At 72.4% G+C, this 13838-nt stretch carries 12 protein-coding genes and 3 pseudogenes; 7 read left to right on the top strand and 8 right to left on the bottom strand.

The window, feature by feature from the left end; genetic code table 11:
- The first annotated feature begins 108 nt into the window (after positions 1-108).
- A complete protein-coding gene (locus tag AB0O76_RS38480; protein WP_365501424.1) occupies positions 109-1692 on the top strand; it encodes a cytosine permease in 1584 nt (527 codons plus the stop codon).
- Here AB0O76_RS38480 and AB0O76_RS38485 read toward each other — a convergent pair.
- Positions 1671-2708 (bottom strand): helix-turn-helix domain-containing protein, encoded by a 1038-nt coding sequence (locus AB0O76_RS38485; protein ID WP_365501426.1) that lies wholly within the window; start codon positions 2706-2708, stop codon positions 1671-1673. The two genes, AB0O76_RS38480 and AB0O76_RS38485, sit on opposite strands and share 22 nt — an antisense overlap.
- A 163-nt stretch (positions 2709-2871) precedes the next feature.
- On the opposite strand from AB0O76_RS38485, the pseudogene AB0O76_RS38490 reads away from it, so the two are divergent.
- Positions 2872-3978: pseudogene (locus tag AB0O76_RS38490) on the top strand (MFS transporter); the annotation flags it as partial.
- Between the two features lie 31 nt (positions 3979-4009).
- Here AB0O76_RS38490 and AB0O76_RS38495 read toward each other — a convergent pair.
- A complete protein-coding gene (locus AB0O76_RS38495) occupies positions 4010-5011 on the bottom strand; it encodes an aldo/keto reductase (RefSeq protein ID WP_365501428.1) in 1002 nt (333 codons plus the stop codon).
- A 235-nt stretch (positions 5012-5246) separates the two neighbouring features.
- Here AB0O76_RS38495 and AB0O76_RS38500 point away from each other — a divergent pair.
- Both AB0O76_RS38500 and AB0O76_RS38505 read left to right on the top strand, forming a co-directional pair.
- Positions 5247-5447 (top strand): annotated as a pseudogene (locus AB0O76_RS38500) (MBL fold metallo-hydrolase); the annotation flags it as partial.
- Positions 5448-5820: 373 nt separating this feature from the next.
- Positions 5821-6564 (top strand): sulfite exporter TauE/SafE family protein, encoded by a 744-nt coding sequence (locus AB0O76_RS38505; RefSeq protein WP_365501430.1) that lies wholly within the window; start codon positions 5821-5823, stop codon positions 6562-6564.
- Between the two features lie 45 nt (positions 6565-6609).
- On the opposite strand, the gene AB0O76_RS38510 is transcribed toward AB0O76_RS38505, so the two are convergent.
- Entirely contained in the window at positions 6610-6888 is a 279-nt protein-coding gene (locus AB0O76_RS38510; protein ID WP_102930309.1) for a metal-sensitive transcriptional regulator, read from the bottom strand.
- Positions 6889-6960: 72 nt separating this feature from the next.
- Between AB0O76_RS38510 and AB0O76_RS38515 the strand changes: the two genes are divergently transcribed.
- Positions 6961-7533: a rhodanese-like domain-containing protein gene (locus AB0O76_RS38515; RefSeq protein ID WP_365501433.1), complete on the top strand. Its 573-nt coding sequence runs from the start codon at positions 6961-6963 to the stop codon at positions 7531-7533.
- 6 nt (positions 7534-7539) lie between these two features.
- On the opposite strand, the gene AB0O76_RS38520 is transcribed toward AB0O76_RS38515, so the two are convergent.
- Positions 7540-7947, bottom strand: a complete 408-nt coding sequence (locus AB0O76_RS38520) for a hypothetical protein (RefSeq protein WP_365501435.1) — start codon at positions 7945-7947, stop codon at positions 7540-7542.
- 114 nt (positions 7948-8061) lie between these two features.
- Here AB0O76_RS38520 and AB0O76_RS38525 point away from each other — a divergent pair, with 114 nt between their 5' ends.
- Positions 8062-9030: a LysR substrate-binding domain-containing protein gene (locus AB0O76_RS38525; RefSeq protein WP_365501437.1), complete on the top strand. Its 969-nt coding sequence runs from the start codon at positions 8062-8064 to the stop codon at positions 9028-9030.
- A 138-nt stretch (positions 9031-9168) separates the two neighbouring features.
- Here the strand turns inward: AB0O76_RS38525 and AB0O76_RS38530 are convergent.
- Positions 9169-9540 (bottom strand): annotated as a pseudogene (locus AB0O76_RS38530) (methyltransferase domain-containing protein); the annotation flags it as partial.
- 25 nt (positions 9541-9565) lie between these two features.
- Positions 9566-10183, bottom strand: coding sequence for a TetR/AcrR family transcriptional regulator (locus AB0O76_RS38535; RefSeq protein ID WP_365501439.1), 618 nt, complete (start codon positions 10181-10183; stop codon positions 9566-9568).
- Between the two features lie 121 nt (positions 10184-10304).
- Between AB0O76_RS38535 and AB0O76_RS38540 the strand changes: the two genes are divergently transcribed.
- The gene (locus AB0O76_RS38540) at positions 10305-11225 is read left to right on the top strand and encodes a zinc-binding dehydrogenase (RefSeq protein ID WP_365501468.1); all 921 of its coding nucleotides are present in this window, start codon (positions 10305-10307) and stop codon (positions 11223-11225) included.
- Between the two features lie 23 nt (positions 11226-11248).
- Here the strand turns inward: AB0O76_RS38540 and AB0O76_RS38545 are convergent, their stop codons facing one another.
- On the bottom strand, positions 11249-11800 hold the full coding sequence (locus AB0O76_RS38545) for a DinB family protein (protein ID WP_365501470.1): 552 nt from the start codon (positions 11798-11800) through the stop codon (positions 11249-11251).
- A 76-nt stretch (positions 11801-11876) separates the two neighbouring features.
- Entirely contained in the window at positions 11877-13661 is a 1785-nt protein-coding gene (locus tag AB0O76_RS38550) for an ABC transporter ATP-binding protein (RefSeq protein WP_365501471.1), read from the bottom strand.
- Between the last annotated feature and the right edge of the window lie 177 nt (positions 13662-13838).

The following is a 13838-nucleotide window of genomic DNA, read 5'->3' on the forward strand; positions in this document are numbered from 1 at the left end:
GGCAGTGCGAATCCGGCACTGGTGCGGTGTGGCCTGCGGCGTCTACGTTCCCTGGAATTCCAACACCGCACCTCGCGCGCCGTGTTGCCGCCATCCAGGGAGCTGCCTGTGTCCAAGGATTCGCCGCCGTCCGTCACCGAGGTCGAGACGCATGGGGTCGAGCGCATCCCGGACGCGGATCGCAGCGCCGGGCCGCTCGATCTGTTCCGGCTTGCGTTCGGTGGCGCGAACACCTTCGCCACGTGTGTGCTCGGCGCGTTCCCGATCCTGTTCGGGCTCTCCTTCTGGCAGGGGCTGGCGGCGATGCTGCTCGGGCTGCTCACCGGCGCCCTGCTGCTCGCCCCGATGGCGGTCTTCGGGCCGCGCAACGGCACGAACAACGCCGTCTCCTCGTCGGCGCATCTGGGGGTGCACGGCAGGATCGTCGGGTCCTTCCTCTCCCTGCTCACCGCCGTGGCGTTCTTCTCGCTGTCGGTGTGGAGTTCGGGCGACGCGCTCATCGGCGGGGCGCACCGGCTGCTCGGCGTGCCGGAGAGCGACCTCGCGTACGGCTGCGCGTACGCCGTCTTCGCCGTGCTTGTGCTCGCCGTGTGCGTCCACGGGTTCCGCTTCATGCTGCTCGTCAACAAGGTCGCCGTCATCGCCGCAACCCTGCTGTTCGTCCTGGGCCTCTTCGCCTTCGCCGGTGACTTCGATCCTTCGTACGCCGGGATCTTCACCCCGGACGCCGACCGTGCCACCCAGGACCTGTACTGGCCCTCCTTCATCGGCGCCGCGCTGATCGTGCTGTCCAACCCGGTCTCCTTCGGAGCTTTCCTGGGCGACTGGGCCCGCTACATCCCGGCCGAGACGCCGCGCCGCAAGGTGATGGGCGCGGCGTTCCTCTCACAGCTCGCCACGGTGCTGCCGTTCGGCTTCGGCCTGGCGACCGCGGCGATCATCGCCGAGCGGGCCCCGAAGTATCTGGACCCGGCCGCCCCCAATTTCGTCGGCGGGCTGCTGGCGATCGCGCCCGGCTGGTACTTCCTGCCGGTCTGCCTGATCGCGCTGATCGGCGGCATGTCGACCGGGACGACCGCGCTGTACGGCACCGGCCTCGACTTCTCCTCGGTCTTCCCGCGGCTCAGCCGGGTCCGCGCCACCGTCCTGATCGGCGTACTGTCCATCGCGTTCATCTTCGTAGGACGATTCGGCTTCAACCTCGTCCAGGCGATCTCCACCTTCGCCACGATGATCATCACCTGCACGGTGCCGTGGATGATCGTCATGATGCTCGGCTATGTCACCCGGCGCGGCTGGTACGACCCCGAGGCGCTCCAGGTCTTCACCCGCCGCCAGCGCGGAGGGCGCTACTGGTTCACGCGTGGCTGGAACTGGCGGGGCATGTCGGCCTGGTGGACCGGCGCGGTGACCGGGGTGCTGTTCACCAACATCCCCGGCCAGTTCGTCGGGCCGGGCGGCGACCTCACGGACGGCGCCGACATCAGCCTGCCGCTGGGCGCGGCCGTGGCGGCGATCGTCCACCTCCTCCTGCTCACGGCGTTCCCGGAGCCCCGTGCCGTGTACGGGCCGCAAGGGCCGCGCTGGGTGCGGGCCGCCGACACGGCCGTCGCCCCGATCACCGACGCGGTGAGCGGCCCGGCCCGCGGAGAGGAGCGCCGGAACGCCCGTCAGCCGGGGGTGCCCCGGTAGGTGCGCCGGTAGGCGGCCGGGGTTGTGCCCATCAGACGATGGAAGTGCTGCCGCAGGCCGTCCCCCGTACCGAGGCCGCTGCGTTCGGCGACGGTGTCGACCGGCAGGTCGGTGGTCTCGAGCAGGGTGCGGGCGTAGGTGACGCGCTGCTGGTTGAGCCACCGCAACGGAGTGGTGCCCACCTCGCGGGCGAAGTGGCGTTCGAAGGTGCGTACGCTCATGCCCGCTCGGCCCGCGAGATCGGCGATGGCAAGGGGCTCGTGCAGCCGGGCGAGCGCCCAGTCCAGGACCGGGGCGAGTCCCGCACCCGGAGCGGGCGGAGTCGCGGCGGCGGTCCTGGGGCGGGCGTACTGCGCCTGGCCGCCCTCGCGGTGCGGGGCCACCACCATCCGCCGGCCCACCTCCGCCGCGACCGCCGCGCCGTGGTCACGGCGCACGATGTGCAGGCACAGGTCGATCGCGGCGGCGGTGCCCGCGCTGGTCAGGATGTCGCCGTCGTCGATGTACAGGGCCCGGTCGTTGACCTTCACCTCCGGGTGACGGCGGCGCAGTTCGTCGGCGTACATCCAGTGGGTGGCCACCTCGCGGCCCTCCAGGAGACCGGCTGCCGCCAGGACGAACACCCCCGAGCACAGCGATGCCACGCGCGCCCCGCCCGCGTGCGCCGCCCGCAGCGCGTCGAGGAGCGGGGCCGGTGGCTCGTACTCCCCCATCACACACGCGGGGACGATCACCAGATCCGCCTCGGCCATGGTCTCCAGGCCGTGGGAGCTCTCGAGGCGCAGCCCGCCTGCGGCGTGGTGCGGGCCCGGCACGGTCTGGCACAACGCCAAGTCGTATCCCGGGGACGGGATCTCTCCCCGGTCCTGGCCGAACACCGCGCAGGGCACGGCCAGTTCGAAGAGGGAGGACGGCGAGAGGAGGGCGACGGCCACGCGGAGTGCAGGGGCGGAGGGGCGTGCGGGGCGAGAGGTGTGTGCGAGGTGGGAGGTGCGTGCCTGCCGGTCGGATGCCATGTCGTAAATCTAGTGGACCATGACGTTCACGCCACTGGTTGGGGCGAGGGCCGCGCCGCAGGCTGATCACTGCGAGCACAGACAGCCAGGGAGGCGGCAGGTCATGAAGCAGGAGCAACGGGCGGGGCGGATGCCCGTGCAGTGGCGGGTCAGCCTGGCCGGTATGGCCGCGGTCGGTGTCACCTTCGGCTTCGCCCGCTACGGCTACGGTCTTTTCCTGCCGGAATTCCGGCGCGCCTTCGACCTGCCCCTCTCCCTGGTCGGACTCATCGCCAGCGCCAGTTACCTCGGCTACATCGCCGCCCTGCTGCTTGTCGGCGCCCTGGTCACCCGGCTTGGGCCGCGCCCCTTGGTCGTCGCGGGCGGTCTGTCGGCGGCAGGCGGAATGGCGCTGGTGGCCTGCGCCAACGGGCCGCTCACGCTGACCGCCGGTCTTGTCCTGGCCGGGACGAGCCCGGGGTGGGTGTGGGCCCCGTACTCCGACGCGGTGGACCGCACCCTCGCCCCGGACCAGCGCGAACGGGCCATGGGGGCGATCGCCACCGGCACCGCCTTCGCCGTGGCCCTGGCGGGACCGCTGACACTGGCCGCCCAGGGCGGGCGCTGGCGCCACATCTGGCTCGCCTTCGCCGCCGCGGCACTCCTGGCCACACTCGCCAACGCCCGCATCCTGCCCGACGGCGGCCGCCCGCACCCAGCGACGGACCGGGCCGACGCCGCCGCGGGGCAGCCATCCGCGCGGCCGGGCCTCGGCTGGCTCGCCCGACGCCCAGCACTCCCCCTCTACACGACCGCCTTCTCCTACGGTCTTGTCGGCGCCGTCTACTGGGCCTTCGCCGCCGAGGCGGTCTCCGACCATGTGGGCACGAGCTCCGCGGCGACCGCGCCTCTGTTCTGGACGCTGATCGGCCTGGCGGGCACGCTCGGCGTCCTGACTGGGCCCGCCATCGCCCGCTTCGGACTGCGCCGCGTGCACCGCGGCCTGTTCGCGGGCCTCGCCGCGGCCGCGGCCCTGCTGACCGCGACGCACTTCTCCGGCGTCTCCCTGCCCGCGGCCCTCCTGTCCGCCTTCCTCTACGGGTCCTGCTTCATGGCGGGTTCCGGGCTCCTCGCCGTGTGGAGCTACCGCGTCTTTCCCGACCGCCCAACGCCCGGCTTCACGGCCGCCGTCCTCGCGCTCGGCCTCGGCACCATCACCGGCCCGGCCCTGCTCGGCCAACTCGCCGATCACCAGGGCCTCCCCACGGCCTTCGCCGCCACCGCCGTCGCGGCCGCACTGACCCTGCTCACGCCGCCCCGGCTCAACCGCCGCTCCAGCGCGCCGTATCCAGCCGCTCCCGCTGCTGCGGCGTCAGCTCCAGGTCCACCGCAGCCAGGCTCTCGTCGAGCTGCGCCACCGACGACGCTCCGACCAGAGGGATCACCGGGACCTCGGCGCCGATGAGCCAGGCGAGGACGACCTGGTTGACGGTCGCCCCGGCGTCCTTCGCCACCTCGCGCAGCGCCGCGGGCCGTGCCGCCGCGCTGCCGTGGTCGTGACCCGCTCCCAGGGGCTTGTCGTCGCGGACGTAGGCGCCGCCGAGGAGCGGTGAGTACGCGACCAGGGTCAGCTCGTCCCGCTCGGCGCGGAGCAGGCTGAGGAGGTTGCCGTCGGCCGTGCCGAGGTCACCGTCCGGCGACAGCGGGCTCGGCAGGTCGGTGCGGTGGCGCAGATAGCTGTGCTGGTACTGGAGGAGCTCGTACGCGGGCAGCCCCGCCGCCTTCGCGATGGCGCGCGCCCGTTCCACCTTCCAGGCCCAGTGGTTGGAGACGCCGAGCAGGCCGACCGAGCCCTCGTTCACCAGGGCCCCGAACTCCCCGACCGTTTCGGCCAGTTCGACCTCGGGGTCCTCGATGTGCGCGTACAGGACATCGAGCTTGTCGACGCCGAGCCGCCGCTTGCTGCCCGCCACGGCGGCCCGGATCGCGGCCGCGGAGAGCCCCTCGGGGTTGTCGACGTAGCCGGTGCCGGGCGCGAGCGGGCTCGCGCCCAGCTTCGTCGCGATGACGATCTCCTCGCCGACGCCGCGGCTGAGCCGCCAGTTGCCGAGCACGTTCTCGCTCTCGCCGCCGCGGCTGCCCGTGAACCAGAACGCGTAGTTGTCGGACGTGTCGATGAACGTGCCGCCCGCCTCGACATATCGGTCGAGGATCGCGAACGCCGTCTTCTCGTCCGTGGCCGTGCCGAACAGCATCGCACCCAGGCTCAGGACGCTGACCTCGCGCCGGGTCGCCGGGTTGCTGCCGATGGTGCGGTACTTCATGCGGGTTCCCCTCCCGTGCCCGTCGCGTCCCTCGCGCCGGGCGTCGAGGTGGAGTCTCGGCGTTGAAGTGCGCGCGAAGTCAAGGGAGTTCACATACGAAGGGTCGGGGCCGGGCGGGAGTCACAGGGGTGGCGTGCGGCGCACACGACCTGGCCGAAAATACCCCCCTGGGTATTTCTGTTACCGTGAAGGAGAGATACCCCGGGGGGTAAAAAGTGTGACGAGGGAGTGTGCCGTGTTCTTTGCCGATGTCCTGGAGACCGAGGGTCTGGGCAACCGGAGCTATCTGGCGGGCGGGGCCCGGTCGGTGGTCGTGGTGGACCCGCCGCGCGACATCGACCGGGTGGTCGCCGAGACGCATGTGCACAACGACTACGTGACCGGAGGTCGGGAGCTTACCCGCCTCACCGGGGCCCGGTGGGTGCACTGCGCCGGTGGCATGCGCGCCGCGATCGCCGCCTCCGTCCTGGACGCGGCCGGGCGTGCGGTGGTGGCCGTCGACGACGGCTACGCGGCCGCCGCCGACGCCGGCCTCACCCTCGTCACGCCCGCCCGGAACTGACCGCACAACCTTGTGTGCCGGGCGGCGACCCGGCACATGAGGAGCTACCGAGGAACACGACCATGCCCATCTCCCCACGCGGCCCCGGCCGCGCTCCTTCCGCGCGGGCGCAGCGCCCGACGCGGACATGTACGAGGACGCCGCTCCATGCCCATGAGGTGTACGAAGTCGGGCGCGGACCCCGCAGTTACGAGGCCGGGCGCGGGCCCGGCGGTCAGGACGCGCGCGGGGCTGCGGGCACCGTCATATGACCGCCCCGATACTCGCCCTGATCGCCGGGGCTCTGGTCGGTCTGGCCCTGGGAACGCTCGGGGCGGGCGGCAGCATCCTGACCGTCCCGGCCCTGATCTACCTGCTTGGCTTCAGCCCGGCCGAGGCCACCACCGCCAGCCTGGTCATCGTGATCGTCACCTCGCTCGCCGCGCTGGTGGCCCATGCCCGGGCGGGAGCGGTGCGCTGGCGGGCCGGTCTGGTGTTCGCCGCGGCCGGGCTGCTGCCCGCCGCCGCGGCAGGAGTTCTGTCCGCGCGCATCCCCGCCACCGCGCTCACCCTGGCTTTCGCCGGCCTCGCGGTGCTCGCCGCGCTGCGCATGCTGCGCCGAGGGACGCCGGCGGAGGGCGTGACGGTGTCGGTGCCCCGTGCGGCGGGAGCGGGCGCCGGACTCGGGGCGGTGACCGGGTTCCTCGGGGTCGGCGGTGGTTTCCTCGCCGTGCCCGCCCTGGTGGCCGCGCTCGCCGTACCGATGAGTGCGGCCGTGGGCACCAGCCTGCTGGTCATCATCGCCAACGCCCTGGTGGCCCTCGCCGCCAGGGCGACCACCGCCGTCACGCTGGACTGGGCGCTGATCATGCCGTTCATCGCGACGGCGGTCCTGGGCGCCTGGGACGGCAGGCGGTTGAGCACGAAGGTCTCCCCCGGCACGCTGCAGCGCGTCTTCGGCAGCCTGTTGCTCGTGGTCGCCGCGGCGATGGGGATCGGCGTCCTGCTGTGACGGGCCACAGGGAACTGCCCCTGTGCCGGGCAGGGACGGCGGGCCTCAGGCCAGCGACAGGAAGAGCTTCTCAAGCCGGGCCCGCATCTGCGCGGAGTCCCGCACCTCGGGATCCTCGCTGGTCATGCACTGCTGCAGCCCCGTCGCGATGATCGAGAACCCGGCCCGGTCCAGGGCCCGGGAGACAGCGGCCAGCTGCGTGACGACGTCCTCGCAGTCCCGGCCCTCCTCGATCATCCTGATCACTCCAGCGAGCTGGCCCTGGGCCCGCCGCAGCCGGTTCAGCGCCGACTTCAGCTCGTCGGCGCTCATGTCGAGTTCCACACGTCCTCCTCCGCATACCCCCACGGGTATCCTACCTGGAAGGGGGAACCAATCATCGAAAGGCATTGTTCCGTGAGCAACCCCAGCACCCTCACGCCAGGCCAGGCCACGGCGCGTTTCGGCGAGTTCACCGTCGTCGACGTCCGCACCCCCGGCGAGTACGCGGGCGGCCATCTGCCCGGCGCCCACAACATCCCGCTCGACCGCCTCGACGAGGCCGCGGACGCCCTGCGGGCCGCGGCGGTGCGTACGCCCCTGCTCGTCGTCTGCGCCTCCGGCGCCCGCTCCGCCAAGGGCTGCGCCCGGCTCGCCGACCTCGGCGTCGAAGCGGCCACCCTGGCGGGCGGGACCGGTGCCTGGGCCGCGGACGGCCACCCGGTGGAGCGTCCTGGCGGGGCCCGCACCACCTGGCCGATGGACCGGCAGGTCAGGCTGGCCGCAGGATCACTGGTCCTGCTCGGCTTCCTGGCGGGCCTCGCCTGGCCGCCCGCGCACTGGCTGTCCGGAGCCGTGGCCGCCGGTCTTGTCTTCTCCGGCGTCACGAACACGTGCGGCATGGCCGTCCTGCTCGCCAAGCTCCCCCACAACCGGCCGCCCGAGCAGGCCGTCTCCTTCCAGGAAACGCTGGCGCGCCTCACGGCCTGAAGCCGCTCAGATCGCGGCGGGCGCGCCCCTGCCCCGGCGGTAGAAGTCGAACTGGGTCACTCCGTCGTAGCCGTAGCTCTCCGGGTGCAGTTCGTGCAGGGCGACCCCGGCCCGGGGCAGCGGGCCGAGCAGCTCCGACAGGAATTCACCGGCCTCGGCGATGAAGGCGGCCTTCTGCGCGCCGCTGTTCGTGCCCGCGGTGATGCTGGCCTCCACGTGCGCGTCGCGTACGCCGACCAGGGGCTTGCCATCGATGAAGTAGGCGGCGCCCGGGACCAGGTTGACGTGGACGACGGTCCGCGCGCTCGACTTGCCCAGGACGGTGACGGCAAGGCGGGTCAGCCCTTCGGCGATGGCGCTCTGGACGTCGGCGGGCAGGTCGGGATCGGTGACGGTGACCCGGAAGTACGGCATGACTCTCCTTGCGAGTGCTCGGCGTTCCGCCGGTTTCGGCGGCGCGGAGCAAGCCTCGTGGGCCTGGCACCATGGATCCAACGCATAGGTGTCATAGGCATATGAGGCGCACGCATGACCGTGAACATCCCCCAACTGAGGGCGCTTATCGCCGTCGTCGACGCGGGCGGCTTCAGCGCGGCCGCCGACGAGCTGGGCATGAGCCAGTCCGCGGTGTCGCACGCCGTCGCTTCCCTGGAACGCGAGTTGGCCGCCCCGCTCCTTGTCCGCGCCACGCCCGTGCGGGCCACCGCGCTCGGGGAGCGGGTCCTGCCGCACGCACGTGGCGCGCTGTCGGCGGCCCGGTCGGTGGAACGGATCGCGGCCGATGCCTCGCGGACCCTGACCGGCACCGTGCGGCTCGCCGCCACACCGACCGTCTGCCAGGGTCTTGTTCCCGGCCTGCTGCGGCACTGGCGCCAGGACCTGCCGCAGCTCACCGTGCGGGCCTTCGAGGGAGACAGCGCCGAAGTGGCGGCCTGGCTGGAGAGCGGCGCGGCCGATGCCGGCATCGTCATCGACCCACCACCCGGCACCGGTATCCCGCTCGCCACTGACGGCTACCGCGCCCTGCTGCCGCGCGACCATCCGCTGGCCGGCGAACCGGCCGTCGACATCCGCGATCTGGAGGACGATCCGTTCCTCATCTCCCCCAACGGCTGCGAAGTCCGTATCCGTACGATCCACGAGCTTGCGGGGCTCGACTTCGCCCCCGCGCACCGGGTGCGGGACCTGGCCACGCTGATCAGCATGGTGCAGGCCGGGCTCGGCGTGACCGTCCTGTCCGAGGTCTCCCGCTCGCTGATCCCCGCCGATCTGGTCCTGCTGCCGCTGCGGCCCCATGTCTCGCGCCGTCTCGTACTGACCGGGCCGCACGCCCGCCCCTGGCACCCGGCGGTCCGCGCCCTGGCGAAGTCAGCCGTCGCTCACCTGGACCGAACCCTCCCCCAGGCCGCGCCCGTTCTTGCGCGCGGTCACCAGCGCGAAGGTGAGGAACTCCCCGCCGTCGGCCGTGAGCATGTCGATCACGGGCCCGTTGGCTGACTCTCCGTCGGGCAGGTGCTCGGCGCAGGCGCGGGTCCACAGGAGCCAGTCCTGCCAGCCGCCTTGCTGGAGTCGCGCGGAGGTGACGGTGACGAGTCGCTTGTTGTGCGGCGGTATCGCGCCGAGTTCGCGGACCTCCCGGGTCATCGCGGGAGTCGCCATGCCCAACTGGCCGCCGGGACGCAGGAAGCGCAGCAGGTAGGGCAGGTAGCTGTCGGCCGTTCCGAAGTACTCGAAGGCGTCGACGCTCACGACCGCATCGAAGCTCTCCTCGGCGAACGGCAGGGCGTGCGCCTCCGCGTGCACGGCCTCCACCCGGTCGCCGACACCGGCATCGGCGAAGACGGCCCCGGCCTCATCGGCGCCGATCCACCAGTCGGCCGCGACGACCTGTACGCCGTACTCGCGGGCCAGGAAAACCGATGTCGCCCCCTTGCCCGAGCCGAGGTCGAGCACCCGCATCCCGGGGCGCAGATCGAGGTCCCGTGCCAGGTTCTCCAGGAGCCACAGCGGGTTCGGGCGTCGTCGAGCGCGGTCACGGGCGTCCTGCCGGGCGGGCGAGCAGGGCCGTCGCCATCTGCTGTACGGAGCGGGTGAAGTAGCGCGGGTCGTCGGGTGGGGTCACGTGGCGGATCAGTGCTCCGTCGAAGAGGGCCAGCAGGCCGTGGGCGAGGAAATCGGCATCCAGGTCGGGGCGTTCGGCGGCGAGCAGGGAGCCGATGTGCTGATGCCAGAAGCGGAAGCTGGGGTCGGTGTACTTGTCATCGGCGCATGCCTGTTCATGGGCGGAGAACAGGATGGCGTTGGTCTCGGCGATCGCACCCAGGCCGTCGAGGAAGGCGTGCAGACGCCGCCCGGCAGGTGCGCCAGGACCCAGCGGCGGGGGTCCGTGGGATACGGCATGGCGCAGCTCGCGCGAGCGTTCTTCGAGGAGTGCCTGGAGCAGCCCGGCGCGACTGCCGAAGCGGCGGAAGACCGTGCCCTTCCCGACGCCGGCCAGGGCCGCTACCCGGTCCAGCGAGACGGGCGCCCCGTCACCCTCGGCCAGGAGGCGTTCGGTGGCGCGCAGGACCGCGTTGCGGTTGCGGGCCGCGTCGGCACGCTCCGTGCGGTGGCCGCGGTCGCCGCCCGCGGCGCGCCGGTCGTCGGCCATGACGTCAACTCCTCATTGAAAGCGGGCTGTTGGTCCGGATAGATTACCCCCGACCCAAGCGGACCGACAGTCCGCATGGGTGGATGCCGTCCTGCCCTGCCCCGAGGAGTACTGAATGGCCATGCGCGCGCTCGTCGTCGACCCCGCCGCCCCCGGCTCCCTGCGCCTGGGCGGGGCCCCCGAACCCCGGCCTGACGCAGGCCAGTTGGTGCTCGACGTACGGCACATCTCCCTCAACCGCGGCGAAGTCGCCTTCGCCGGGCAGCGGCCGCCCGGGACCGTGCACGGCTACGACGCCGCCGGGATCGTCGTGCGTGCCGCGGCCGACGGCACCGGTCCCGGCGTCGGCAGCCGCGTCGCCGCCTTCGGCCCCGGGGCGTGGGCGCAGCGCATGGCCGTGGCCACCGGCGCGGTGGCCGAAGTGCCCGCCGGGGTAAGCCTCGCCGACGCCGCGGCGCTGCCGATGGCGGGCATCACGGCCCTGCGGACGCTGCGCTCCCGGCCCATCCTGGGCCACCGGGTGCTGATCACCGGGGCGGCAGGCGGCGTGGGCCGCTACGCCGTGCAGCTGGCCGCGCTGGGCGGCGCGCACGTCGTCGCCTCCGTCGGCTCGCCGGAGCGCGGCAAGGGACTCGCCGAACTCGGCGCCCACGAGGTGGTGGTCGGCCTGGAGGGGATCGACGCCCCCGTCGATCTCGTCCTCGACACCGTGGGCGGACCCCAACTCGCCGCCGCCTGGGAGCTCCTCGCCTCCGGCGGAGCCGTGCAGAACATCGGCTGGGCCTCCGACGAGCCCGCCGTGTTCGCCCCCTACTCGCTCCTCCACATCGGCGCTCCGAAGACCATGAGTACGTTCGGAGACGTCCACGAGGTGGGGCCCGACCTCGCCACGCTGCTCGCGTTCACCGCGGCGGGCCGGCTCTCCCCGGAGGTCGCCCTGCGCAGCCCCTGGGAGGGTGTCTCACATGCCGCGCAGGCCCTGCTCGACCGGCGGATCTCCGGCAAGGCCGTCCTCGACGTCACGCCGGGAGCGGCTCCTTGAGCGTCCCGCGCACGCTCACACGCTCACACGCCGATCGCCCCGTCGATCCGCTCCCGCAGCAGATCGGCGTGGCCGTTGTGCCGCGCGTACTCCTCCACCATGTGGATCAGCACCCAGCGCAGCGACACCTTCCCCTTCCAGCCGTCCTCCCCCTCGATGTCCAGATCGGGCGCACCAGCGACGAAGCGGTCGGCGAACTCGACCTCCGCACGCCAGGCCTCCCAAGCCTCCGCGATCACCGCGGGGTCGGGCAGCGCGCCCTCGAAGTCGTGGTCGGGGCGGGCTTCCGAGACGAACAGCGGCGGTGCGTCCTCGCCCGCGAGGACGCACCGGAACCAGCGGCGCTCCACCTCGGCCAGATGCCGGACGATGCCGAGCAGCGACAGCGTGGACGGCGCGACCGACCGCCGGGACAACTCGGCCTGCAGCCCTGCGCACTTCATCTCCAGCGTCGTGCGCTGCGCGGCCAGAAAGTCTGCGAGCATCTCTCGCTCGTCCCCGGTGGTGCGGGCGCTCAGCCGCCCGTCCCGCTCGGCCTCGACGAACATTTCCGCTCTTCTGCGTACGTTGGTCATGCCTGCCATCCAATCCCGGACATCACCTTCGGATCCAGCACTCGCGTGCCCCAACCGGCAGCCGGGCGAGGGCCGTTCACGCCGACGCCGCCAGGAACTGGGTCGCCGCCAGCTCGCCGTACAGCGGATCGGCCGCCACCAAGTCCGCGTGGGTGCCTGACGCACGCACCATCCCGGCGTCCATCACCACGATGCGGTCGGCCAGCGTCACCGTGGAGAGCCGGTGCGCCACCACGAGGACCGTCACCTCCCGCGCCACCTCGGCCACGACATCCCGCAGCGCCAGCTCGTTGACGGCGTCGAGCTGCGAGGTCGCCTCGTCCAGGAGCAGCAGGCGCGGCTTGCGCAGCATCGCCCGGGCGATCGCCACCCGCTGGCGTTCGCCGCCCGAGAGCTGTGAGCCGCGGTGGCCGACCAGGGTGTCCAGGCCGTCAGGCAGCCGCTCCACCAGGGTGTCGAGGCGTGCGCGTACGAGAGCGTCCTCGATCTCGGTCGCGGTCGCCTCGGGCGCCCCGAAGAGCAGGTTCTCGCGCAGGGTGCCCGCGAGGACGGGCGCGTCCTGCTCCACGTATCCGATGGCGGCACGCAGTTCGGCCAGCGGCCACTCCCGTACATCGCGGCCGTCGACCAGGACGCGGCCGCCGGTCGCCTCGTAGAACCGCTCGATGAGGCCGAACACGGTGGTCTTGCCCGCGCCCGAAGGACCGACGAACGCGGTCATGCCGGGGCCTGGTATCTCGAAGCTGACGCCGTGATGGACGTACGGAAGGCCGTCCCGGTAGCGGAAGGTCACGTCCTCGAAGGCGACCGAGGCAGGGCCGTCCTGGCCGGGCCCGTCGACGGGCCCGGTGACGTCCTCGGTCTCCAGGCGCTCGGCCCGCACGATGCGGGCGATGGCCGCCGAGCCGACCTGGTACTGCGTGGCGCCCTCGACAAGCCGGGAGACGGGGTCGATCAGATAGAAGAGGAAGAGCAGGAAGGCCACGAGCGTCGAGATCGAGATCGCTCCGGACGCGACCCGCGCGCCGCCGATGCCGAGCACCGCGAGGAACGACACCTGCACCGCGAGTCCGACCGAACTCCACGCCACCGCCTGCCACTTCGCCGATCGCACCCCGTGCCGCCAGGCATCCTCCGCGGCCGCCTGCACCACCTCGGTCTCCCGCTGCTCGGCGCCCGAGGCCTTGAGCGTGCGGAACGCGCCGAACGCCCGCTCCAGTGCGGTCGAGATGGTGCCGACCGCTTCCTGGGCGCGCTCCGTCGACCGCGCGATCTTGGGCATCACCAGCGTCATCGCGCCGCCGATCAGCACGATCACGCCGAGCGTGACGCCGAGCAGCACGGCGTCCATCAGGCCCATCATCACGATGGTGGCGATGAAGCTGAGTCCGCCCGCGACCGCGGACACCACGGACTGCGTGGTGACCGCGCGCAGCAGCGTCGTGTCCGACGTGATCCGGGACATCAGGTCGCCCGGCTGGGTCCGCTCCACCTCGGGCAGGCGCAGCCGCAGCAGCCGCCCGATCAGGGTGCGCCGGGCCGCGAGCACCACGGATTCGGCGGTGCGTTCAAGGACGTACGCGCCGATGGACTCGATCGCCGTGCCGAGGACCACTAGGGCGGTGAGGACCACGAGGATCCCCGCGATCGACTCGTCGCCGCCGAGCCGGTCCACGAGCGCCTTCGCGGCGAGCGGCTGGGCGAGGCCGGTCGCGGCGCCGATCAGCGTGCACAGGGCGCCGAGCGCGACGACCGCGCGGTGCGGGCGGAAGTAGCCGTACAGCGCGCGCCAGGTCTCAGCGGCGGACAGCCGCTCCGGTGCCGGCTTCTCCGGCTCGTTGTCGGTCACGTCCTTCGCCATGTCGTTCGCCATGTCCTTCGCTGCCATGTCCTTGGTCACATCAGAAGAGGACGCGCGGGACGGGTGATCCGCCTGACCGGGGCGGACAGTTGGCCCGTAACTCAGATCGGGGCACGGAGTTAGAGGATCCGTCGAGCTCGGCGCAGTGACGATTCTGCAGGGCGAGTCCGGCGTGAC

Source organism: Streptomyces sp. NPDC086554 (assembly GCF_040686095.1).
In the GTDB taxonomy this organism is placed as follows: domain Bacteria; phylum Actinomycetota; class Actinomycetes; order Streptomycetales; family Streptomycetaceae; genus Streptomyces.

Coding starts and splice junctions, on each gene's coding strand:
- AB0O76_RS38535 (WP_365501439.1), bottom strand. CDS start 10,183: ATGGCCGACGACCGGCGCGCCGCGGGCGGCGACCGCGGCCACCGCACG.
- AB0O76_RS38540 (WP_365501468.1), top strand. CDS start 10,305: ATGCGCGCGCTCGTCGTCGACCCCGCCGCCCCCGGCTCCCTGCGCCTG.
- AB0O76_RS38525 (WP_365501437.1), top strand. CDS start 8,062: ATGACCGTGAACATCCCCCAACTGAGGGCGCTTATCGCCGTCGTCGAC.
- AB0O76_RS38545 (WP_365501470.1), bottom strand. CDS start 11,800: ATGACCAACGTACGCAGAAGAGCGGAAATGTTCGTCGAGGCCGAGCGG.
- AB0O76_RS38550 (WP_365501471.1), bottom strand. CDS start 13,661: ATGGCGAAGGACGTGACCGACAACGAGCCGGAGAAGCCGGCACCGGAG.
- AB0O76_RS38485 (WP_365501426.1), bottom strand. CDS start 2,708: ATGGCATCCGACCGGCAGGCACGCACCTCCCACCTCGCACACACCTCT.
- AB0O76_RS38520 (WP_365501435.1), bottom strand. CDS start 7,947: ATGCCGTACTTCCGGGTCACCGTCACCGATCCCGACCTGCCCGCCGAC.
- AB0O76_RS38505 (WP_365501430.1), top strand. CDS start 5,821: ATGACCGCCCCGATACTCGCCCTGATCGCCGGGGCTCTGGTCGGTCTG.
- AB0O76_RS38495 (WP_365501428.1), bottom strand. CDS start 5,011: ATGAAGTACCGCACCATCGGCAGCAACCCGGCGACCCGGCGCGAGGTC.